19 protein-coding genes and 1 pseudogene are annotated in these 21,498 nt (G+C 64.9%); 15 read left to right on the top strand and 5 right to left on the bottom strand.

Annotated features, from left to right (window positions below; all coding sequences use genetic code 11):
- Window positions 1–12: 12 nt before the first annotated feature.
- A pseudogene (locus tag K9U37_RS15320) lies at window positions 13–117 on the bottom strand (urea ABC transporter permease subunit UrtB); the annotation flags it as partial.
- Window positions 118–197: 80 nt separating this feature from the next.
- Between K9U37_RS15320 and K9U37_RS15315 the strand changes: the two are divergent.
- Entirely contained in the window at window positions 198–620 is a 423-nt protein-coding gene (locus tag K9U37_RS15315) for an Rv2576c family protein (protein WP_243072411.1), read from the top strand.
- Between the two features lie 15 nt (window positions 621–635).
- Here the strand turns inward: K9U37_RS15315 and K9U37_RS15310 are convergent, their stop codons facing one another.
- A complete protein-coding gene (locus tag K9U37_RS15310) occupies window positions 636–995 on the bottom strand; it encodes a gamma-glutamylcyclotransferase family protein (RefSeq protein ID WP_243072410.1) in 360 nt (119 codons plus the stop codon).
- 30 nt (window positions 996–1,025) lie between these two features.
- Between K9U37_RS15310 and K9U37_RS15305 the strand changes: the two genes are divergently transcribed.
- Entirely contained in the window at window positions 1,026–1,688 is a 663-nt protein-coding gene (locus K9U37_RS15305; RefSeq protein WP_243072409.1) for a hypothetical protein, read from the top strand.
- Between the two features lie 42 nt (window positions 1,689–1,730).
- Window positions 1,731–2,744, top strand: coding sequence for an Rv2578c family radical SAM protein (locus K9U37_RS15300; protein WP_372489575.1), 1,014 nt, complete (start codon window positions 1,731–1,733; stop codon window positions 2,742–2,744).
- Window positions 2,745–2,856: 112 nt separating this feature from the next.
- On the opposite strand, the gene ypfJ is transcribed toward K9U37_RS15300, so the two are convergent.
- Complete coding sequence (ypfJ, locus tag K9U37_RS15295) at window positions 2,857–3,738, bottom strand: KPN_02809 family neutral zinc metallopeptidase (protein ID WP_243072407.1); 882 nt, start codon at window positions 3,736–3,738, stop codon at window positions 2,857–2,859.
- A gap of 71 nt (window positions 3,739–3,809) precedes the next feature.
- On the opposite strand from ypfJ, the gene K9U37_RS15290 reads away from it, so the two are divergent.
- From K9U37_RS15290 to K9U37_RS15280, 3 genes are all read left to right on the top strand, one after another.
- Entirely contained in the window at window positions 3,810–5,291 is a 1,482-nt protein-coding gene (locus K9U37_RS15290) for a carboxylesterase/lipase family protein (RefSeq protein WP_243072406.1), read from the top strand.
- Between the two features lie 63 nt (window positions 5,292–5,354).
- A complete protein-coding gene (gene aspS, locus K9U37_RS15285) occupies window positions 5,355–7,169 on the top strand; it encodes an aspartate--tRNA ligase (protein WP_243072405.1) in 1,815 nt (604 codons plus the stop codon).
- On the top strand, window positions 7,166–7,597 hold the full coding sequence (locus tag K9U37_RS15280) for a nitroreductase family deazaflavin-dependent oxidoreductase (protein ID WP_243072404.1): 432 nt from the start codon (window positions 7,166–7,168) through the stop codon (window positions 7,595–7,597). Before aspS ends, K9U37_RS15280 begins: the two co-directional genes overlap by 4 nt.
- Before the next feature lie 196 nt (window positions 7,598–7,793).
- On the opposite strand, the gene K9U37_RS15275 is transcribed toward K9U37_RS15280, so the two are convergent.
- The gene (locus tag K9U37_RS15275; RefSeq protein WP_243072403.1) at window positions 7,794–8,840 is read right to left on the bottom strand and encodes a zinc-dependent alcohol dehydrogenase family protein; all 1,047 of its coding nucleotides are present in this window, start codon (window positions 8,838–8,840) and stop codon (window positions 7,794–7,796) included.
- A 375-nt stretch (window positions 8,841–9,215) separates the two neighbouring features.
- Here K9U37_RS15275 and K9U37_RS15270 point away from each other — a divergent pair, with 375 nt between their 5' ends.
- Complete coding sequence (locus tag K9U37_RS15270; protein WP_243072402.1) at window positions 9,216–10,847, top strand: AMP-binding protein; 1,632 nt, start codon at window positions 9,216–9,218, stop codon at window positions 10,845–10,847.
- A gap of 99 nt (window positions 10,848–10,946) precedes the next feature.
- Window positions 10,947–12,083: a GAF domain-containing sensor histidine kinase gene (locus K9U37_RS15265; RefSeq protein WP_243072401.1), complete on the top strand. Its 1,137-nt coding sequence runs from the start codon at window positions 10,947–10,949 to the stop codon at window positions 12,081–12,083.
- Here K9U37_RS15265 and K9U37_RS15260 read toward each other — a convergent pair.
- Entirely contained in the window at window positions 12,055–12,636 is a 582-nt protein-coding gene (locus tag K9U37_RS15260) for a response regulator transcription factor (protein WP_243073401.1), read from the bottom strand. The two genes, K9U37_RS15265 and K9U37_RS15260, sit on opposite strands and share 29 nt — an antisense overlap.
- A gap of 269 nt (window positions 12,637–12,905) precedes the next feature.
- On the opposite strand from K9U37_RS15260, the gene K9U37_RS15255 reads away from it, so the two are divergent.
- The 7 genes from K9U37_RS15255 to groL all read left to right on the top strand — a co-directional run bounded on the left by K9U37_RS15255 (window position 12,906) and on the right by groL (window position 21,492).
- Complete coding sequence (locus tag K9U37_RS15255; protein WP_243072400.1) at window positions 12,906–14,447, top strand: aromatic/alkene/methane monooxygenase hydroxylase/oxygenase subunit alpha; 1,542 nt, start codon at window positions 12,906–12,908, stop codon at window positions 14,445–14,447.
- A complete protein-coding gene (locus K9U37_RS15250) occupies window positions 14,447–15,538 on the top strand; it encodes an aromatic/alkene monooxygenase hydroxylase subunit beta (RefSeq protein ID WP_243072399.1) in 1,092 nt (363 codons plus the stop codon). The genes K9U37_RS15255 and K9U37_RS15250 overlap by 1 nt, the downstream gene beginning before the upstream one ends.
- Complete coding sequence (locus K9U37_RS15245) at window positions 15,535–15,852, top strand: MmoB/DmpM family protein (protein ID WP_243072398.1); 318 nt, start codon at window positions 15,535–15,537, stop codon at window positions 15,850–15,852. The genes K9U37_RS15250 and K9U37_RS15245 overlap by 4 nt, the downstream gene beginning before the upstream one ends.
- Window positions 15,853–15,863: 11 nt before the next feature.
- Window positions 15,864–16,895, top strand: a complete 1,032-nt coding sequence (locus tag K9U37_RS15240) for a 2Fe-2S iron-sulfur cluster-binding protein (RefSeq protein ID WP_243072397.1) — start codon at window positions 15,864–15,866, stop codon at window positions 16,893–16,895.
- 109 nt (window positions 16,896–17,004) lie between these two features.
- On the top strand, window positions 17,005–18,504 hold the full coding sequence (locus K9U37_RS15235) for an aldehyde dehydrogenase family protein (protein ID WP_243072396.1): 1,500 nt from the start codon (window positions 17,005–17,007) through the stop codon (window positions 18,502–18,504).
- A gap of 28 nt (window positions 18,505–18,532) precedes the next feature.
- Entirely contained in the window at window positions 18,533–19,642 is a 1,110-nt protein-coding gene (locus tag K9U37_RS15230; protein WP_243072395.1) for an NDMA-dependent alcohol dehydrogenase, read from the top strand.
- A 248-nt stretch (window positions 19,643–19,890) separates the two neighbouring features.
- Window positions 19,891–21,492, top strand: coding sequence for a chaperonin GroEL (gene groL, locus K9U37_RS15225; RefSeq protein ID WP_243072394.1), 1,602 nt, complete (start codon window positions 19,891–19,893; stop codon window positions 21,490–21,492).
- Window positions 21,493–21,498 lie beyond the last annotated feature (6 nt).

Below are 21,498 nucleotides of genomic sequence, written 5' to 3'. Positions count from 1 at the left end.
CGATCACACGACCAGCGGCCGGTCATACATCGGTTGGATCAGCGTGACTTCCAGCAGAACTCCGAGCAGGCCGCCAACGGCGAACCCCATCGCCAGCGAAACCAGCAGGGAGGCACCGGCATTAACCTGCCGTTCGCTGGACGGATCCGGTGGCCGGGATCGGTAACGCGGTCGGTAGCGTGGTCGATATGGCTGACATGCGAACAGTGACAGCAAGGGTTGGGGCGGCGCTGGTGATGGCGGCCGCCGGTGTGGCGGCCACGCACGCCATTTCGAGCGCGGATCCGACTGCTCCGGGCCAGGTGACCTATACCCTCTCGACGGCCGGTCCCGCGGAATTCACCGTGACCTATCTGACCGCCCAGCCGCCGAGCAAGGACGCCTTCAACGCCGACTCGTATTCCTTCATGAAGCGCGAGACCATCACCGTCACGCCGGATGCGCCGTGGACGTTCTCGACCACCTTCGCCGACCCGCAGTGGGCATTCTTGCAGGTCAGCAGCACCACCCGCGGTGGTCAGGCGGCCCCGAACGCGCACTGCGAGATCAACGTCGACGGCCAGGTCGCCATCGCCCAGGATGCCCCCTACAGCCCGCAGTGCTTGCTGTCCAAGTGGTGACGGCCCGGCACTGAGCTACTCGTCGGCGAACACGTACACCCACGCCGTGCGCCCGGAGCGCAGCGGCACCGCGATGCGCACGTAGTCGTCGACCTCGTAATCGTCGGCGGCGGCCAGTTCCTCCCGGGTGATCGCGAAGACGGTGCCCTCGACGGCCCCCGTTCCGGGCTTGAGGATCGGGTGGCGGTCGCTGCCGCTGGTCGCGATGACATGCGGGTCGGTGATCGTGACGTAGTCGAGCTCGAAGCCGACGATCGCGTCCGGACGGCCGTCGAGCGCACGGCCGAACGTGGTCAGCTGCACCTCGCGCTGGCGCAGCGTTCCGTAGGAGAAGAGCAGCTCGGTCGCGGAGGTGACGGCCATGACGGCAATCATGCCAACACCGCGTGGTGGCATCCTGACGGTGTGGGCATGATCTTCCGGCTGGTCGAGCTGCTGCTCGTGCTCGTGCCGTTGGCCGGCGCCATCTACGCCGCCGTGAGGGGTATCTCGGCCGTCTCCAGGCGTCAGGGGGAGACCCGGACCGAACCCGTCGTCGAGCCGATCCGTCGCGACGGCCCGAAAAGCCAAGCAGCGCAGTGGCGCACGATCACCCGGGTGCTCGACGAACACAGCCGCACCGACTCCCGCTGGCTGGACTACGAGCTCGACGCCGCCAAACTGCTGGACTTCCCGGTGATGACCGACATGCGCGATCCGTCGACGGTGGCCTTCCACCGGGCCAAGCTGCGCGCCGATTTGCTGCGCCCGGCCAAAGCCGAGGACCTGCTCGACGATCCCGCGGCGGCGAGGCATTACCTCGACGCAGTCGAGGCCTATGTAACGGCGTTCAACGCCGCCGAGACCGAGGCGGTGCGCCGCCGGCGCGGCGATTTCAGCCGCGAGGAGCAGCAGCGGGTGGCTCGTGCCCAGAGCCTGCTGCGGGTGGCCTCGGATCGCGGCGCCACCCCGCAGGAGCGCGAACATGCCTACGACCTGGCCTGCGGGGAACTCGACGGCCTGATCGTGCTGCCGGATCGCACCCGCGGCGCGTTGGAACGGGGTATCGCCGGGGAACTCGACGACTGACGGACCGTTGACAAGCCATCGAATATGAGTTCGAATAGCGGTGTGCGATGGTCGGACCAGGGGATCAGGGTCGACGACGGCGCCCTGCCCGGTCTGCAGCGCATCGGTTTCGTACGGGCCGTGCGCACCCCGCAGTTCGAGGGCATCACCTTCCACGAGGTGTTGTGCAAGTCGGCGCTGAACAAGATCCCCGCCGCCGCGATGCTGCCCTTCCAGTACACCGTCAACGGCTACCGCGGCTGTGCGCACGCCTGCCGGTACTGCTTCGCCCGTCCCACCCACGAATACCTGGAGTTCGATGCGGGCGGTGACTTCGACAGCCAGATCGTCGTCAAGACCAACATCGTCGACGTCCTGCGCCGCGAACTCGCCCGGCCGTCCTGGCGCCGCGACACCGTCGCGCTGGGCACCAACACCGATCCGTACCAGCGGGCCGAGGGCCGCTACGAACTGATGCCCGGCATCGTCACGGCGCTCGCCGGATCCGGGACACCGTTGTCGATCCTGACCAAGGGCACGTTGCTGCGCCGCGATCTGCCGCTGATTTCCGATGCAGCACAACAGGTTCCGGCCTCCGTCGCGATCTCGCTGGCCGTCGGCGACGCCGACCTGCACCGCGACGTCGAGCCGGGGACCCCGTCACCGCAGGCCCGGCTGAGCCTGATCACCGCCGTTCGCGACGCCGGGCTGGACTGTCATGTCATGGTGGCGCCCGTGCTTCCGCACCTGACCGACTCCGTCGAGCACCTCGACCACCTGCTCGGTCAGATCGCCGCGGCCGGCGCCACCGGGGTGACCGTGTTCGGTCTTCACCTGCGCGGTTCTACCAGGGGCTGGTTCATGAGCTGGCTGGCCCGCTCGCATCCCGCACTCGTCGCCGACTACCGCCGGTTGTACAGCCGCAGCGCCGACCCCGCCGACTACCGCGAGATGCTGCGCCGCCGCGCTGCTCCGCTGATCGCCAAGTACCGGCTGGCCGGCGACCACCGGCCGTTCGCGTCGGCGGCACCCGTGCCGCAGCCGCGCGTCGCCGAACGGCAGCTCAGCCTGTTCTAGTGCCGGCTCCCCACGGCCGCGTTTGACCTCGTTGAACGGTACGAGCGCGACTCGATGTCGACGGAGCGTCGTTAGGCGATCGCCAGTCCCAAGTCGAGGCCCGCCTGTTGCCTCAGCCCAGATCGCGCGCTTTGAAGGTGTCGCACTGGTTCGCGTCACCGGTCTGGTATCCGACGGTGAACCACTTCTGCCGCTCGGCTGACGAGCCGTGCGTCCACTGCTCGGGGTTGATCCGCCCGGTGGCCTGCTTCTGGATGCGGTCATCGCCCACCGATGCCGCCGCGGACAATGCATCGGCAATGTCCTTGTCGCTCAGCGGTTCCAGATAGGTCACGTCGGTGCCGGGCTGTTTGGTGATCGCCGCGTAGTGCGCCCACACGCCGGCGTAGCAGTCGGCTTGCAGTTCGGTGCGCACGCCGTTGCCGGTGGCGCCCTGCGCGCCCTGCTGTGCCCTGCCGAGCACGCCGAGCAGGTTCTGGACGTGGTGGCCGTACTCGTGGGCGACCACGTACTCTTGCGCCAACGGCCCACCGCTGGAACCGAATTGGTTCTTCAGGACGTCGAAGAAGTCGGTGTCGAAGTAGGCGGTGCGGTCGACGGGGCAGTAGAACGGGCCGACGTCGCTGGTGGCCGGGCCGCAGCCGGTCTGGACCGAGCCCTTGAACAGCTTCATCTTCGGGCGGCTGTAGCCGCGCAGCAGCTGCTCCCACACGCCGTCCACGGAGTTGCCGGTGGCCACCACGCGGCACTCAACGTACTTGTTGGCGTCGGCGCCCGTCTTGCACTTGCTCAGGTCGTAGCTTGACTGCTCGGCGCCGGGTGGCAGCGCCGGTTGCTGGCTGACCACCTGGCCGGGATCGACGCCGAGGAACAGGGCCAGAAGCACGATGACCAGACCACCGACGCCGCCGCCGATGGCGATGCCGCGACCGGAACCGCCGCCACCGGTCGAGGTGGTGCTCGTGTCGATCTGCATACCTTCGTTGAAGGTCATCACCGCTCCTCGAGATTGACCCTTCATGTGGGCAAACAGCCGCGTTCAGCTTGCCACACTACGATTCGCTCGTGTCCGTCGTAGTCGATCCGTCGACCGTGGCTCACACGACGCTAGGTGCGCTGCGCGGCGCCACCGACGGCGGTGTGCGGGTCTGGCGAGGGGTGCCCTACGCCGAGCAGCCGGTCGGTGATCGCCGATTCCAGGCGCCCGCGCCGCTGCAACCGTGGGACGGGGTGCGCGACGCGATCGAGCACGGGCCGGTGCCGCCGCAGGGCCGGTCCTTCGTCGGCGGCGGCCGCGACGACCCGAAGATTCGCGACGAGGCCTGCCTGACCGTCACCGTGTGGTCGCCGCGCCGCGAGCCGGGAACGTTGCTGCCGGTGATGGTCTGGATTCCCGGCGGCGCGTTCGTATACGGCGCCGGCCAGCTGCAGCTCTACAACGGCTCTCGGCTGGCCGCCAACGGCGACGTCGTGGTGGTCAACGTGACCTATCGGCTGGGTGTGTTCGGCGGGTTCGAACTCGGTGATCTGGGCCCGCGATTCGCCGACAACCTGTGCCTCCGCGACCAGCTCGCCGCGCTGGGGTGGGTACGTGACAACATCGCCGCCTTCGGCGGAGACCCGGCCCGTGTCACCATCTTCGGCGAGTCGGCCGGTGCGACCTCGGTGCTGGCGTTGCTGGCCAGTCCGGCCGCCGACGGTCTCTTCGCCCGGGCGATCGCGCAGAGCCCGGCACTTCCGCTGATCGCCGACCGCGAAACCCGCGCGCGGCGGGCGCGCGAGTTCGTCGACCTGGTCGGGGTGCCGCCCGCCGAGCTGGCCGGCCTGCCGCAGCGCACGTTGCGTCGCGCGGCTGGGGAGATCCAGCGCCGCAGCGCGGCGACCTCGCCGACGCTGGCCTACGGGCTGACCTACGGTGTCGACCTGCTCCCGCGCCACCCCATCGAGGCGGCCCGCGCCGGTGCGGTGAACGCGGTCCCGCTGATCGTGGGCACCAACACTCACGAGGCGTCGATGTTCGCCTTCTCCAAGCCGCCGATGCTGCCGACCACCGTCGCCGGAATCGACGATTTCTTCGAGCGAATTGCCCCCGAGGCGCGCGGGCGGGTGCTGGCCGCCTACCCGGACTATCCGCGGCGGCGGGCTCTGATCGCGATCGGCTCCGACGTCATGTTCGGCGCGCCGACATGGGCCTTCGCCGATGCGTACAGCGCGCACGCACCCACTCACGTCTACCGCTTCGACCACGCCGCCTGGCATCTGCGCGCGCTCGGACTAGGCGCCACCCACGGCAGCGAGATCGTGCACATCCAGCACAGCTACGGCTCCTTCGTCGGCCGCAAGCTGCATCCGCTGGGCCAGCGCGTGCTGCCGTCGGTGGGTCGCCGCATGCAGCGCACCTGGCTCGACTTCGCCACCACCGAACTCGACGACTGGCCGCGCTACGACAGCGGCAGCCGCACCACGCGCGTCATCGGCTCGGCCCGCGACGTGTCTGTGCGCGACCCGGATTCGGCCCGCCGTTCGGCGTGGGCGGGCCTGTACTGATCAGGCGAAGCGCCGACCTCATAGACTGAGCGTCCCCAATTCTTCAATCCCAGGAGTCATCCAGTGCTGCGCAGTCATGCCGCCGGTTCGTTGCGTACCACCGACGCCGGGCAGCGGGTCACCCTGGCCGGCTGGGTCGCGCGGCGCCGTGACCACGGCGGCGTGATCTTCATCGACCTACGGGATGGCGCCGGAGGGCAGGAGCACAGCGACCCGGGAAGTGGTCCGAGCGTGGCACAGGTGGTGTTCCGCGAGTCCGACGTCCTGGCCCAGGCGCACCGGTTGCGCGCGGAATTCTGCGTCGCCGTCGAAGGTGTGGTCGAGATCCGCCCGGAGGGCAACGCCAACGCCGAGATCCCCACCGGCGAGATCGAGGTCAACGCCACGTCGCTGACAGTGCTGGGCGAAAGCGCGCCGCTGCCGTTCCAGCTCGACGAGCCGGCCGGCGAGGAAGCCCGCCTGAAGTACCGCTACCTCGACATGCGGCGCGAGGGCGGTCCCGGTGACGCGATCCGGTTGCGCTCGAAGGTCAACGCGGCGGCCCGCTCGGTGCTGGCCGGCCACGACTTCGTCGAGATCGAGACGCCGACGCTGACCCGCTCCACACCGGAGGGCGCGCGCGACTTCCTGGTGCCCGCTCGGTTGCAGCCCGGCTCGTTCTACGCGCTGCCGCAGAGCCCTCAGCTGTTCAAGCAGCTGCTGATGGTGGCCGGCATGGAGCGCTACTACCAGATCGCGCGCTGCTATCGCGACGAGGACTTCCGCGCCGACCGCCAGCCCGAGTTCACCCAGCTCGACATGGAGATGAGCTTCGTCAGCTCCGACGACGTGATCGCGGTCGCCGAGGAGATCTTGGCCGCGCTGTGGGCGCTGATCGGCTACGACCTGCCGCGGCCGATCCCGCGGATGACCTACGCCGACTCGATGCGCCGGTTCGGTTCGGACAAGCCGGATCTGCGCTTCGGCCTGGAACTCGTCGAGTGCACCGAGTACTTCGCCGACACCTCGTTCCGGGTGTTCCAGGCGCCCTACGTCGGGGCCGTGGTGATGCCCGGCGGCGCCTCGCAGCCGCGCCGCACGCTCGACGGCTGGCAGGAGTGGGCCAAGCAGCGCGGCCATCGGGGTCTGGCCTACGTCCTGGTCGGGGAGGACGGCGCGCTGTCCGGGCCGGTCGCCAAGAATCTTTCCGACGCCGAGCGTGAGGGGCTGGCCGCCCAGGTCGGCGCCAAGCCGGGGGACTGCGTGTTCTTCTCGGCCGGTCCGGCGAAGACGTCACGTGCCCTGCTGGGCGCGGCCCGCGGTGAGATCGCCAAGCGGTTGGACATGATCGATCCGACGGCGTGGGCCTTCACGTGGATCGTCGACCCGCCGCTGTTCGAACCGGCCGGCGATGCGACCGCCGCCGGCGACATGGCGGTCGGGTCGGGTGCGTGGACCGCGGTGCACCACGCGTTCACCTCGCCCAAGCCCGAGTTCCAGGGTTCGGTCGACACCGACCCGGGTGCGGTGCTGGCCGACGCCTACGACATCGTCTGCAACGGCCACGAGATCGGTGGCGGTTCGATCCGTATCCATCGCCGCGACGTTCAGGAGAAGGTGTTCGCGGTGATGGGTATCGATCACGCCGAGGCGCAGGAGAAGTTCGGATTCCTGTTGGACGCGTTCACCTTTGGCGCACCGCCGCACGGCGGCATCGCCTTCGGCTGGGACCGGATCACCGCGCTGCTGTTCGGCGCGGACTCGATCCGCGACGTGATCGCCTTCCCGAAGTCCGGCGGCGGCGTCGACCCGCTGACCGACGCGCCCGCGCCGATCACCGCCCAGCAGCGCAAGGAGTCCGGAATAGACGCCAAGCCGGAGAAGCTTGAGAAGGCATGACCGATTTCACCGACAAGGCCAGCCTGGACGCATTCAACAACGTCATCATCGAGGAGTTCCGCGCCAACAGCGGCGTCGTGGGCGGCCCGTTCGAGGGTGCGACCCTGCTGCTGCTCACCACGACGGGCGCTAAGTCCGGCCAGCCGCGGCTGAGCCCGCTGGCCTACCTGACGATCGACGGCAAGATGATCATCGTCGGCTCCAAGGCCGGAGCCGACACCAACCCGCACTGGGTGCACAACCTGCGGGCCAACCCGCGGGCCCACGTCGAGGTCGGTACCGATTCCTATGACGTGGTGGCCCGTGAGCTGCCCGCCGACGAGCGCGATGCGACCTATCCGAAGCTCGTCGAGCTTGCCCCGACCTTCGGTGACTACCAGGCCAACACCAGCCGGGTCATCCCGCTGTTCGAGCTGCAGCGCGCCTGAACTCCGCGATTTCGGCGCGCTCGTCACCGCTGTGCGAACGTAAGCGCGCCGAAATCACCGCCGTTCGGCCATCCCGCCGCCTTCGTACATCGGCTGCAGGCCGTAGCGCGCGCCGCGCTGTTCCATCCGTGTCGCCGGTCTGCGCAGCATCACAACAGTTCGGCCAGGGAACTAGACCGCAGTTGGACAGGTGTTGTCAGCTCGACGCGGTGAGCAGCACCTTCAGCGCTGCGGTGTCCGCGGGCCGGGCGAATACGTCATAGGCGGTGTCGAACTCGTCGAGGACGAACCGGTGGGTGATCATCGAAGCGGTGTCGAGTCGGCCACTAGCGACTAGTTCGACCAAGGTTGGTGTGGAGAACGTATCGACCAGTCCGGTGGTGATGGTGAGATTCTTGATCCAGATGTCTTCCAGGTGCAGCGTTGCTGGTTGGCCGTGCACGCCGAGGTTGGCGACGTGGCCGCCGGGGCGGACCAACGTCACGGCCTGCTCGAAGGTCTGCGGCTGGCCGACCGCCTCCATCACGACGTCGGCACCCAGCCCGCCGGTCAGCCCGGCGATGACCTCTGCGGGGTCATCGACGCTGCTGTTGACCGCCACGTCGGCTCCGAACTCGAGCGCGGCCTTCAACCGGGAGTCGGCCAGGTCGATCGCCACGATCCGGCTGGGACTGAACAACTTCGCGGTCATGATCGCGGCCAATCCGATCGGGCCGGAGCCGATGATGGCCACCACGTCGGCTGGTTGGACCCCGCCGTTCAGGACCCCGACCTCGTAGGCGGTGGGCAGGATATCGGCGAGCACGATCATCTGCTCGTCGCTGACCCCGTCGGGCACCTTATGGGTGGAGTTGTCGGCGAACGGCACCCGCACGTACTCGGCCTGCGTGCCGTTGACCAGGTGACCCAGGATCCAGCCGCCCCCGCCCAGACATTGCCCGTAGCTGCCGTGGCGGCAATACCGGCAGCTACCACACGAGCTAATGCAAGACACCAACACCCGATCGCCAACAGCAAGGGTTTGCACGCCCGACCCGATCGCGGTGACGGTGCCCACCGCCTCGTGACCGAGGATTGTGCCGGGCGCTACGTCGGGAACATCGCCGCCCAAGATGTGCAGATCGGTGCCACATATCGTGACCGCATCCACCCGTAGCACCGCATCGGTCGGCTTGTCGATGGTGGGGTCGGGAACTGATTCCCACGACCTCACGCCCGGCCCGTGATACACCAACGCCTTCATCGCACCCCTTCTCTGCTATCCGGTACCAGACCAGACTATCCAGTTCCACCGTTAACTTGACAGTCTCCAGCGCAACGGTGCCTCATTCAGGTGGGCAGGTTCCGTTGGGCCAGTGAAATGCAGTTTCTTGGGGTCGGCCGCTCAGTTCGTGAGAAACTGCTGCCAACTGTTTACAACCTAGGTGGTGGAAGGCTGGACGGTAAGATGTCGGTTCCGGTGGATCGGCAGTCGTTGCCGAATGGATGTCGGAATTTGGGGTTGCCATGGTGTTTGCACGGACGGGGGCTGAGGGCAGCGGGGTTGGCCAAGTGAGTCTGATCAGATGCGTTGCCGCGGGTTTGTACCATTCCGATCTGCATCTGACCGAGGGTGACCATGACGGATGAGCTCAGTTATGCCTCGGGCGACTCGGATGTCCCCTTGCTGCGCGAGACGATCGGCGAAAACCTAGAACGCACGGCGCGGTTGTTCGGCGACCGCGATGCCTTGGTCGAATGCTGGACCGGCAGGCGCTGGACCTACCACGAGTTCGCGCGGCAAGTCGATTTGGTCGCATCAGCCTTGTTGGAGACTGGAATCGCCAAGGGAGACCGGGTGGGTATCTTCGCGCCCAACTGCGCGGAGTGGACCTTCCTTCAGTACGCGACGGCCAAGGTCGGAGCGATACTTGTCAACATCAATCCCGCGTACCGCGCTCACGAACTGGAGTATGTCCTCAACCAATCCGGCGTCAGCCTGCTGGTCGCGGCAGACCGGTTCAAGTCTTCGGATTACTCCGCCATGATCAACGAGTTGCGGCCCCGATGCGATGCGCTCCAACACGTTGTCCTGCTTGGGGGTGAGGATTGGGACGCGCTGCTCGAGCTCGGCCGGAAGGCCGATCCTCGTCGGCTGTTGATGGCGGCGGAATTACTCAGCGCCGACGACCCGATCAATATTCAATACACGTCGGGCACCACTGGCTTTCCCAAAGGGGCCACCCTGAGCCACCGAAACATCCTGAACAACGGCTTTTTCGTCGGTGAGCTCTGCGGCTATTCCGAGGCGGACCGGATCTGCATACCGGTGCCCTTTTATCATTGTTTCGGCATGGTTATGGGCAACCTCGCTGCAACGAGCCACGGAGCCTGCATGGTCATCCCAGCACCCTCCTTCGAATCGCGAACCACCCTGCAAGCCGTCGCCACCGAGCGTTGCACCTCCTTGTACGGTGTCCCGACTATGTTCATCGCGGAATTGGCCGAATCTGGGTTCGGGGACTTCGACCTGACCAGCCTGCGGACCGGCATCATGGCTGGCTCCCCTTGCCCCGTGGAGGTGATGAGACAAGTCCTCGACCGGATGGGCATAACCGAAATAACGATCTGTTACGGCATGACCGAGACGTCACCGGTGTCCACCCAGACCAGAGCCGACGATACGATCGAGCGCCGAGTGTCGACGGTCGGAACCGTACATCCACATTTGGAAGTCAAGATTGTGGACCCGGAGACGGGAGCAACCGTGTTGCGGGGGAGCCCGGGCGAGCTCTGTACTCGCGGGTACTCGGTCATGCTTGGCTATTGGGAACGACCGGACTGGACGAGCGGGGCGATCGATGATGCTCGCTGGATGCATACCGGGGACCTGGCGGTCATGGACGACGACGGCTACGTGAGCATCATCGGCCGGAACAAGGACATGGTGATCCGAGGCGGGGAGAACATCTACCCGCGTGAGATCGAGGAATTCCTCCACACGCATCCGGAAATTCTTGATGCGCAGGTGATCGGTGTGCCAGACCTGAAGTACGGCGAAGAGCTCATGGCTTGGATCCGCATGAAAGACGGGGCCCAACCGTTGACCAGCGAGGACCTTCGCGGTTTCTGCACGGGGAAGCTAGCGCATTACAAGATCCCGCGGTATGCGCATGTTGTCGATGAGTTTCCGATGACGGTCACGGGTAAGGTTCGCAAAGTCGAGATGCGAGACACGGCAATCAAGCTGTTGAAGCTGCCGGTCCAGTAGTCGCGATCCCTATCGAGGACACGGACCGTCCCCCCGGGGAGGTTCGAGGCGCTACCGTGATGGTTGCTGGCTACCCGCCGTTTGAGAGGGGGTGTCGACGTGGCTGTCTTGGGTATCGACGGTGAGTTCAGCGCGGTGCTCTCGCTGCTCGACAGAACAGCGGCGCTGCGACGCGGCGCGGAGATCGTTTACCGTGTGCTCGGCGCGGACTTGGCGGTCGGAGCGAATCGGATCGCCGAGGACGACATGATGGAAGTCGTCGCCGTGGTGGGCGGGCGTACTGAGTTGCTCAATGGGCTGGTGATCGGGCCGCAGGAAGGCCTCGGTGGTCAGGCAGCGGTGTTGCGTCGGACCGCGGCGGTCGACGACTACTGCTTGAGCAGGGCGATTACGCACGACTTCGACCACGGAGTTCGGGCGGAGGGTTTACATGCGGTGATGGCCGCCCCGATCGTGCGCGCCCACCGGCTCTACGGGCTGCTCTACGCGGCCCGTCGGTCTGCAGTTCCGTGGACCGACGGCGACCGGACCGCTCTGCTGGGCTTGGCGCGGCAGACCGCGGTGGCGATGGAAGTCGCCGACAGCGCCCGCGAGATGGCAGAGGTCGCGGTCTTCAGTGAACGGCAACGCCTCGCGATACAGCTGCATGATTCGGTTGGCGCGACGTTATTCAGCCTCCGGGTGGCGTTGACGTCGGCGCGCGCAGCGGCGGAGGCGCGGGCCGATGCCACGCTGGAACTGCTGACCGATGCCTTGGCCTTGACCGAACGGGCAACCTCGGAGCTGCGGGCTCAGACGTACTCGCTTCATCAAGCACCCGAGGACAAGGCACTCGCAGTCGCCTTGCAGGGGGAATGTCGTGACTTCTCCGAGCGAACTGGTGTCGCAGCGGAATTGGTAGTACTGGGCGATCTTCCGCTGCTGGACAGGGGCCGAACCGACGTGTTGCGGCGGACCGCCCGCGAGGCCCTGCTCAATGTGGAGAAGCACGCTGGCGCTCACTCCGTGGTCGTGAGCCTCTACACCTCCCAGGAGGGTGTTGGCATGGCCGTGGCCGACGACGGAACGGCCGGCGACATCACGCTGCAAGACGAGCGCGGCTTGGGTCTTCGGGCAATGGCTGAGCGCATCGAGCGGGTCGGAGGCCAGTTGACGTGCGTTGGCAACGACGAAGGCGGCGGCACGGTGCGGGCGTGGGTTCCGGTAGCTAGAGCATTCCGGCCTGTTGCGCCTTGACCACCGCGTCCAACCGGTTGCGGGCGTCGAGGTGGGCCAGTAGCGATTGGACGTAGGATTTCACGGTGTTCGGCGCTAGACGCAGCTGCTGAGCAATCTCGGCGTTGCTCTCCCCCATGGCCAGCCGCTCCAGTACCTGATACTCGCGCCGCGAGAGTGCCAGCGGATCCCCCGAGCTGATGACGGGGTCGCAGTAGCGTCGTCCGGCGGCGACTTCGGTGATTGCTGTGATGAGTACTGCGCAGGCGTTGTCCTTGTGGACCACCGCATCCACCCCGACCAGTCCCGCGGTCTGCCCGACCGAGCGTTTGCTGTCCCCTGTGAACAGCACCAGCCTCACTCCGGGGCATGCCCCGCGGAGTGCGGCGGCGGCGTCCGGCAAAGCCATGTCCGGGAGATGCAGATCCAGCAAAACGACGTCGGGTCGTTCCGATGCAGCCACTGCGACGCCCTCGGTTGCGGTTCGCGCCCCCCGGCACATTTGCACGCTCGTCGCTTCCTCGACCAAACGTTCCACGCCCAGGTGCACGATCGGATGATCATCGACGACCATCACCCGCACCACCCCGCCACTGGCACCCACCACCTGTGTGGTGGCGGGGTGTGGGTGTGGGTTGGTGTGACCTCGCCGGTGAGGTGGCATGTTTCCACAGTAGCTTCTGTAGTTGTTCGTGTTCGTGTTCGTGTTCGCTGTCAGCTGCGTGGTGGACCTCCGATCGGAGGTAGTCGACTGTGGGGTTGTGTGTGATGCTGGTCTCAACGCGGCGGTGGTTGGCGCCGTTGTCACAGTCGGTGGAAGCGATGGATGAAAGGGAGCGATTGATGACCGCATCGATCACGACGCAGCACGAGAAGATCAAGTCCTTCGATTGGGAGCCGAGTTATTTTCGGCGTGATGCGTTGTATCCGACGAAGTATAAGATCCCGCCGAAGACTAAGGATCCGTTCCGTACCTTGGTCCGGGATTATGTCGGGATGGAGGAGGAGAAGGACGATCGGCAGTATGGTGCGCTCGAGGATGCGTTGAGTCGGATGAACAATTCCGGCCAGGCTGAGCCCCGTTTTATGGAGATCCTGAAGCCGGTGTTGTCGTTGGTCGATTTTGGTGAGTATGCGGCGATGAAGTGCACTGCGATGCTTGTCGATACGGTGGAGAATCCGGAGCTGCGTCAGGGTTTTCTGGCGCAGATGATCGATGAGGTGCGCCATGTCAATCAAGAGGCGTACTTGATGCGGTATTTCGCTAAGCATGCTCCGGATCCGGCTGGGTTCAACTCGGGGTTTCAGACGCGTGCTTCCGATCCGATTGGGCGGCCGGGTCGGGCGGTGTTTGAGGCGTTTATGAATGATGATCCGATCACTAATGCCCTGAATCTGCAGGTTGTGACCGAGACTGCGTATACCAATCCGTTGTTTGTGGCGGTGACTGAGGTGGCGGCTGCGAATGGGGATCAGGCGACGCCGTCGGTGTTTTTGTCGGTGCAGTCTGATGAGGCTCGGCACATGGCCAACGGGTATTCGACGCTTGCGGCTGTGTTGAGCGAGCCGGAGAACCTGCCGATGCTTCAGGAGGACTTCGACACGGCGTTTTGGCGTCAGCATGCTTTTCTGGATAATTTCCAGGGGGCGGTTTACGACTATTTTTCGAAGGTTCGGTTGAAGTCGTATAAGGAGTATTGGGATCAGTGGCTCTGGGACGACTGGGCGGGTAGTTACATTGAGCGGTTGGAGCCGTTCGGTTTGAAGGTGCCGCGCTGGATTCATGATGCGAAGCGGCATGTGGAGTGGGGCGGGCATTCCGCGGCGATGGTGTCTGCGGCGTTGTGGCCGGTGCATGCTTGGCGGTCGGATTACATGACTGATGAGGATTTCGCTTATCTTGAGGAAAAGTATCCGGGGTGGGAAGGGCATTTCGGCCCGTTCTGGACGGCGTACCGTGAGATGGGCGATCCGCGCAAGGGTCATTTGGCGTTGGAGTTGTTCTCTGAGATGCCGCCGATTTGTCGGGTTTGCCAGATGCCGTGCGTGTTCCCGCGTCCGGATATCAATGAGGTCCGGTTGTCGGTTGATGCGGCCGGCCAGCGGCATGCTTTCTGCTCGGAGGCGTGCCAGCACATCTTCCGGCAGGCGCCGCAGCGTCATACGGGTATGACGTGGTGGGAGGTCAATGATGGTGTCGAGTTGGCCCGCTACGTTGAGGATAACGGCTTGTTGCGCGCGGATGGTCGGACCTTGATGGGTCAGCCTCATGTGCACACCGATGACCGGTGGTTGTGGACGATCGAGGATATCCGGCGGACCGGATTTGTCATTCAGGATCCGCTCAAGGCACTGCCTGCTGATGCATTCGCGGCGGATATCTGATGAGCGCGGAACTGATTTCGGAGGGTGTGGAGGCTGAGACGGTGGGTGAGGGTTTTTATTCGGCCCGGGATTTGACTTATATTCGTCCGCAGAAGCGTCGGCTCTCTGAGTATGAGGGGGTCATCTGCAATACGCAGCCGGATTTGGGCCAGTTTGATTCTGGTGGCTGGTATCTGTTGAGGCCGGATGGTTTGGGTTGTCAGGATGCCCGGACCACCGCGTTGGTGCATCCGAACTGGTTTGAGTATCGCGATCCGTCTGGTTTGTGGCAGCGTCCGTACATCAAGTTGCAGGCCCAGCAGGAGCGGTCTATCCAGGGGGCGATCACCTCGGCGAAGGCCAATGGCGCGTTGGCCGAGATTGAGCCGGAGTGGCTTGATCTGGTGTCGCGCTATTACGAAGCGTTGGCGTCGTTTGAGTGGGGGATGTTCAAGGCGCATGCCTTTGTCACCCGGGAAGCGTTGTCGGACACTTTGTCGATGGCCTATACGTTCAGTGGGATGGATCGGTTGCGTCATCAGCAGGACATCGCGTTGTACAGCTTGGATCTCCATGAGCAGGCACCGGGTTACACCGAGGGCCTCGGTGCGGGGGTCTGGCTCGGTGATCCGGCGTGTCAGGGGGCGCGTCGGCTGGTGGAGAGGCTGCTGTCGTTGCGTGATTGGGGTGAAATGGTTGTGATGACGAACCTGGTGGTGGAGCCGTTGTGTACCACTGTGATCGGTAGCGAGTTCTTTCGGCGTTTCGCTCCGCTGCATGGGGATGTGGTGATCCCGGTGATCGAGATGACCGCGGAGGCCGATCGGCGTCGCAACCGGGCCGCCACCCAGGCTTTGGTCAAGATGCTCACCGCTGATAGCGATCGTTCCGGTCGGCCGGTGCCGGCTGCGGGTAATCGTGAGTTGATGCAGGGTTGGGTTGATTCTTGGTATCCGGATGCGTTGGCGGCTGTTGATGCGTTCTTGCCGGTCTTTGATGCTGTTCGTGCGGGATCGGGGTTCGCAGAACGGGCCCGACAGCAGGTTGTCGGCACGACCGCTGACATCTTGGCGACGGCCGGTCTGCAGGTTCCCGCGGGGGTGAGGTCATGAGCGGCACCCAGGAACACGGGCGTAGGACGATCGGGCTTGTCTTGATGAAAAGTGAGGAGGCGCAGGCGACTGTGCATTATGTGAGTGAGGAGTGCCCCGGGATTCGGGTGCAGGATCGGGGTACGTTTTTCCTGCTGGAGACGGAGGGGACGATCCGTATCCCGCTGGCTGAGGTGGAGGAGTATCTGGGTAAGCCGTTGACGATGTCACGGTTTTTGGTGTGCATGTCCAGTTATTACGGGCGGGCGCATGTCGAAGATGATGCGTTTGTGGTCACTGCCGACATGTCGCAACTTGAACCGGCGAAGATCTGATCGGATAGTTGATGGCACGTGTCACCCTGGTACCGACGGGGGAGGAGTTCCCCGTCGGTGAGGGCGAAGATATCCTCACCGCCGCGCTGCATCACGGCGTCAATTTGCAGTATGGGTGTCGGCATGGGAACTGTTCCTCGTGTAAGCACTGGTTGCTTGAGGGTGACGTCGATGATTCGGCGGCGTCGGTGTATGCGATCCCGCGTGATGAACGTGAGGATGGGGCGATCTTGCTGTGCTGCACGTTCGCCAAGAGTGATCTGGTGATCGAGATTGACCAGCATGGCGGTGTGGAGACACTTCCGCCGATGACACCGCCCAGTCCGCGGCGGGCCACGGTGTTGGGGTTGCGTTCGCTGACACCGGGGTTGGTTGAGTTGCGGGTGGCTTTGGATGAGCCGTTGAGTTTTCGGGCGGGCCAGTACGCGGAGTTCACTCTCGATGGTGGGGAACGTCGTTCGTACTCGCTGCTGAGTCCGCCGAGTTCGGGAAGTGAGCTGACGTTTTGTGTCAAACGGGTGCCCAATGGGGTGTTCAGCGCCGTGCTCGACGGGCTCGAGCTGGGGTCTGAGCTGCACCTGGAGGCCCCGTTTGGCACGATGTTCCTGCGTGAGAGCGGTCGCCCGGTGATCGCGGTCGGGATCGGCTCGGGGATCGCGCCGCTGTTGTCGATGTTGTCTGATGCGGCCGATCAGAATTGCGAGGTCCCGATCCGCTTCTACTATGGCGCTCGTAGCAGCGGTGATCTGGTGTATGTCGAGGAGTTGGCTGAACTGGCGACGCGGTTGAAGGATTTCCAGTTCATCCCGTGTCTGTCGCAGGGCACCGCCGAGGCGTTGCCGCCGAATGGCCGCACGGGCCGGGTTACCCGGGCGATCGCCGAAGATATTCGGGATGCCTCGCTGTATGACGCCTACCTGTGCGGGGCACCCGAAATGTGTGACGCGGTCGGGCGTCTGCTGGAAGCCAAGGGTCTGCCGGGGGCGCGTATTCACGCCGATAAGTTCTATCCGGCCGTCGAGTCGGCCCCGGTGTCGGCGTGAGTGGGTGTCGGTGTGAGTGGGTGTCGGCCCCGGTGTCGGTGTGCCAGTCGGCGTTCGATGCGCTGCTGCCGTGAGGTTCGAGACAGGTATTACTGTCAAGGAGATTGCTGTGACAGCTGTGACAGAGCACCCGGTGCTGCCGGAGGTTCGCGGGTTTCTGCGTGGCAGCAAGAAGCTGTTGATTGGCGGCCGGTGGGTGGACGCGGCGTCGGGTGAGACGTTCCCCACCATCGACCCGGCTACCGGGGCGGTACTGACCGAGGTCGCCCATGGGCAGGCTGAGGACGTCGATCGGGCGGTCCGCGCTGCCCGGGAGGCGTTCGACACCGGTGCGTGGCCGGCGATGAAACCCAACCAACGTGAACGTTTGTTGTGGCGGGTGGGCGACATTCTCAGTGACCGTGCAGCGGAGTTCGGCCAGCTTGAGGCACTCGACAACGGCAAGTCGGCGGGGATCGCCACCGCGGTCGACGTCGCGTGGTCGGCCGATGTGTTCCGTTATTACGCCGGCTGGGCTACCAAGATCGAGGGTTCCACCGTCACTGTCTCGATGCCGTTTTCTCCCGGTGGGGAGTTTCACGCTTACACGCTGCGTGAGCCGGTCGGTGTGTGCGGGCTCATCGTGCCGTGGAATTTCCCGTTGTTGATGGCGGCGTGGAAGCTGGCCCCTGCCCTGGCCGCCGGGAACACGGTGATCCTCAAACCCGCCGAGCAGACGCCGCTGACCGCATTGCTTCTTGGCGAGGTGTTCCAGGAAGCTGGGTTCCCCCCCGGGGTGGTCAACATCGTCACCGGGTTCGGGGATGCGGGTGCGGCGCTGTCCGGGCACGGTGCTGTCGACAAGATCGCGTTCACCGGCTCGACGGAGGTCGGTAAGAAGATCGTCGATGCGGCCAAAGGCAACTTGAAGAAGGTTTCGTTGGAACTGGGCGGCAAGAGCGCCAACGTGGTCTTCGCTGACGCCGACTTCGAGTTGGCCGTGGAGGGTTCGCTGAACGCCTGGTTGTTCAACCACGGGCAGTGCTGTGTCGCGGGTACGCGGCTCTACGTGGAGGACACGATCTTCGGTGAGTTCACCGGGGCGGTGGCCGAAGCGGCGAGCAAGGTCAAGATCGGTCCGGGGATGGATCCGTCGACCGAACTTGGTCCGCTGATTTCGCAGGAGCAGTTCGACAAGGTCACGGGCTATCTGAGGCAGGGGCTGGCCGATGGCGCGCGGGCGCTGACCGGTGGTAAACGGTGGGGCGAGACCGGGTTTTTCGTCGAGCCGACGGTGTTTGTTGACGTCGAACCCGAGTTCAGTGTGGTCCGCGAAGAAATCTTCGGCCCGGTGGTGACGGCGCTGCCATTCGAGGCGGACAACGGTGTCATAGCCGCGGCCAACAACAGCATCTACGGTCTGGCCGCTGGCATTTGGACCAAGGACATCTCCAAGGCGCACCGGACTGCCAAGAAACTCAAGGCGGGTTCGGTGTGGATCAACCAGTACAACGGTTTCGATACCGCGATGCCGTTCGGCGGCTACAAGCAGTCCGGCTGGGGCCGTGAACTCGGCGGTGCTGCGCTGGATCTGTACACGCAGGTCAAATCCGTCAACATCGCCCTGTGAGGGGCTCTGTACCGATGAGGAGTAGCAGGTGAAGACCACCGCGGCAGTGTTGCTGGAGCCGGGGAAACCGTTCGAGATCATGGAGCTCGACCTCGATGGTCCCGGTGTTGGCGAGGTGCTGATCAAGTACACCGCCGCCGGGTTGTGCCATTCGGACCTGCACTTGACCGACGGTGATCTGCCGCCGCGGTATCCCATTGTCGGGGGCCATGAGGGGGCGGGCATCATCGAGGACGTCGGGCCCGGGGTCACCAAGGTCAAGCCGGGTGATCACGTCGTGTGCAGCTTCATCCCGAACTGTGGAACCTGCCGGTACTGCGCGACGGGACGGTCCAGCCTGTGCGACATGGGCGCCACCATCCTCGAAGGGTGCATGCCCGACGGCAGTTTCCGGTTGCACCGCGACGGGCTGGATTTCGGGGCGATGTGCATGCTGGGCACATTTTCTGAACGCGCGACTGTCTCCGAGCATTCGGTGGTCAAGATCGATGACTGGCTGCCGCTTGAGACGGCGGTGGTGGTGGGTTGCGGTGTTCCGACCGGCTGGGGCACTTCGGTGTACGCCGGCGGGGTGCGCTCTGGTGATACCACCGTCATCTATGGTGTCGGTGGGCTGGGTATCAACGCTGTCCAAGGTGCGGTCAGTGCGGGCGCGAAGTACGTCGTGGTCGTCGATCCGGTGGCGTTCAAACGTGACACCGCCATGAAATTCGGTGCCACCCATGCCTTCGCCGACGCCGCTACCGCGGCGGCCAAGGTCAAGGAGCTCACCTGGGGGCAGGGGGCCGACCAGGCGCTGATCTTGGTTGGCACCGTCGATGAGGAGGTGGTGAGCGCGGCGACTGCGGTGATCGGTAAGGGCGGCACCGTGGTCATCACCGGGCTGGCGGACCCGGCGAAACTCACCGTGCACGTCTCGGGTTGCGATCTGACTCTCAATGAGAAGACGATCAGGGGCACACTGTTCGGCTCGTCCAACCCGCAGTACGACATCGTACGGTTGCTCCGTCTCTACGACGCCGGCCAACTCAAACTCGACGAGTTGATCACCACCCGATACACCCTCGACCAGGTCAACGAGGGCTATCAGGACCTGCGAGACGGCAAGAACATCCGCGGTGTGATCATCCACGCCTGACCGGGTCACTGCGGTAGCCGTACGCCGGCCCGCCGCAGTGATAGCCCCGGCGGGCTGGTTTTCAGCCGGGCAGCGTCGCCTCGTGAGGTGGGTAGCTGGCGGCACGCCCCGACCCGCAACGGTGCCCCGCACAACCAGGCGCCGGCACAACCAGGTACCAGGTGCCCGCACGACCAGCGCGATGCGCGATGTCCTCGGTCACCACCCGGGGCGACAGCTTCACACCGAAGAGAAAAGAGCGCATGAGCGTGGCTAAGACAATCGCCTTCGACGAGGATGCCCGGCGGGCTTTGGAGCGTGGGGTGGACAAACTCGCGGACGCCGTCAAGGTCACCCTGGGCCCCAAGGGCCGCAATGTCGTGCTCGGTCGTCACCTGGCGAAACCGCTTGTGACCAACGACGGCGTCACCGTTGCGCGCGGTATCCAACTCGGCGACCCCTACGAAAAGATGGGCGCCGAACTGGTCAAAGAGGTCGCCAAGAAGACCGACGACGTCGCCGGTGATGGTACGACCACCGCCACCGTGCTGGCCCAGGCCATGGTGCACGAAGGGCTGCGCAACATCGCCGCCGGCGCCAACCCGATGGCGATCAGGCGGGGCATCACCGCTGGGTTGGCCAATGTCATCCGGGCGATCGGCGAGGCTGCTCGACCAGTCGAAACCACCGAACAGATCGCCGCGACCGCCACGATCTCCTCGGGCGACCCGGCTATCGGGAACCTTGTTGCCGCGGCGTTGGACAAGGTCGGTACGCACGGCATCATCACCGCGGAGGCATCGGACACGATCGGCCTGACCCTTGAGCTCGTCGAGGGTGTGCGATTCGAGAAGGGCTACCTCAGTCCGTACTTCGTGACCGACTTCGAACGGCTCGAGGTCGTCCTGGACAACCCGTACATTCTTTTCGTCTCATCGGTGATCAGCTCGGTGCGGCAGCTGATGCCGATCGTGGAAAAGGTGATGAAATCCGGTCGTCCGCTGGTCATCGTGGCCGAAGACGTCACCGACGATGCGCTGGCGACCTTGGTCGTCAACAACGTGCGCGGCACGTTCACCTCAGCGGCGGTGAAGTCGCCCGGTTTCGGCGACCGGCGTGAGTTGATGCTGCGCGACATGGCCATCCTCACCGGTGGCGAAGTCATCTCCGAGGCCATCGGAGTGACCGTCGAGGCCGCGAGCCTCGACTTGCTCGGAACCGCCCGTCGGGTGCTGATCACCAAAAACGACACCTCCATCATCGGCGGCGCCGGCGACCCCGCCGCGATCGCCGGGCGGATCAAGGAAATCACCACCGCGATCGAGGCCTCGACCGACGATTACGACACCGACAAACTCCGGGAACGCCTGGCCAAGCTCAGCGCCGCGGCGGCGGTGATCCGGATCGGCGCCGCAACCGAGATCGAACTCAAAGAACGCAAACATCGGGTCGAGGACGCCGTGCGCAACGCGAGGGCCGCAACCGAGGAAGGCGTCGTGGCCGGCGGGGGTGTCGCATTGCTGCAAGCATCCACGACCGCCTTCGACACACTCGACCTCACCGGCGACGAGGCGACCGGCGCCCACGTCTTACGGATTGCTCTGCAGGCACCGCTGAAACAGATCGCCATCAACGCCGGACTAGAAGGAGGCGTTGTCATCGACAAGGTCAGACGCCTACCAATCGGGCACGGCCTAAACGCCGCAACCGGACACTACGGCGACATGATCGCCGCCGGAATCATAGACCCACTCAAGGTAACCCGACTAGCACTGGAAAACGCGGCGTCCATCGCAGCGATATTCCTGACCGCCGAAGTACTCATCGCCGACAAACCCCAAATCCCGCTATCAGAAATGCCCCCACTCTAAAACGAC

Source organism: Candidatus Mycolicibacterium alkanivorans, from assembly GCF_022760805.1.
Classification (GTDB): domain Bacteria; phylum Actinomycetota; class Actinomycetes; order Mycobacteriales; family Mycobacteriaceae; genus Mycobacterium; species Mycobacterium alkanivorans.
This window is presented reverse-complemented; position numbering and strand designations above follow the sequence as displayed.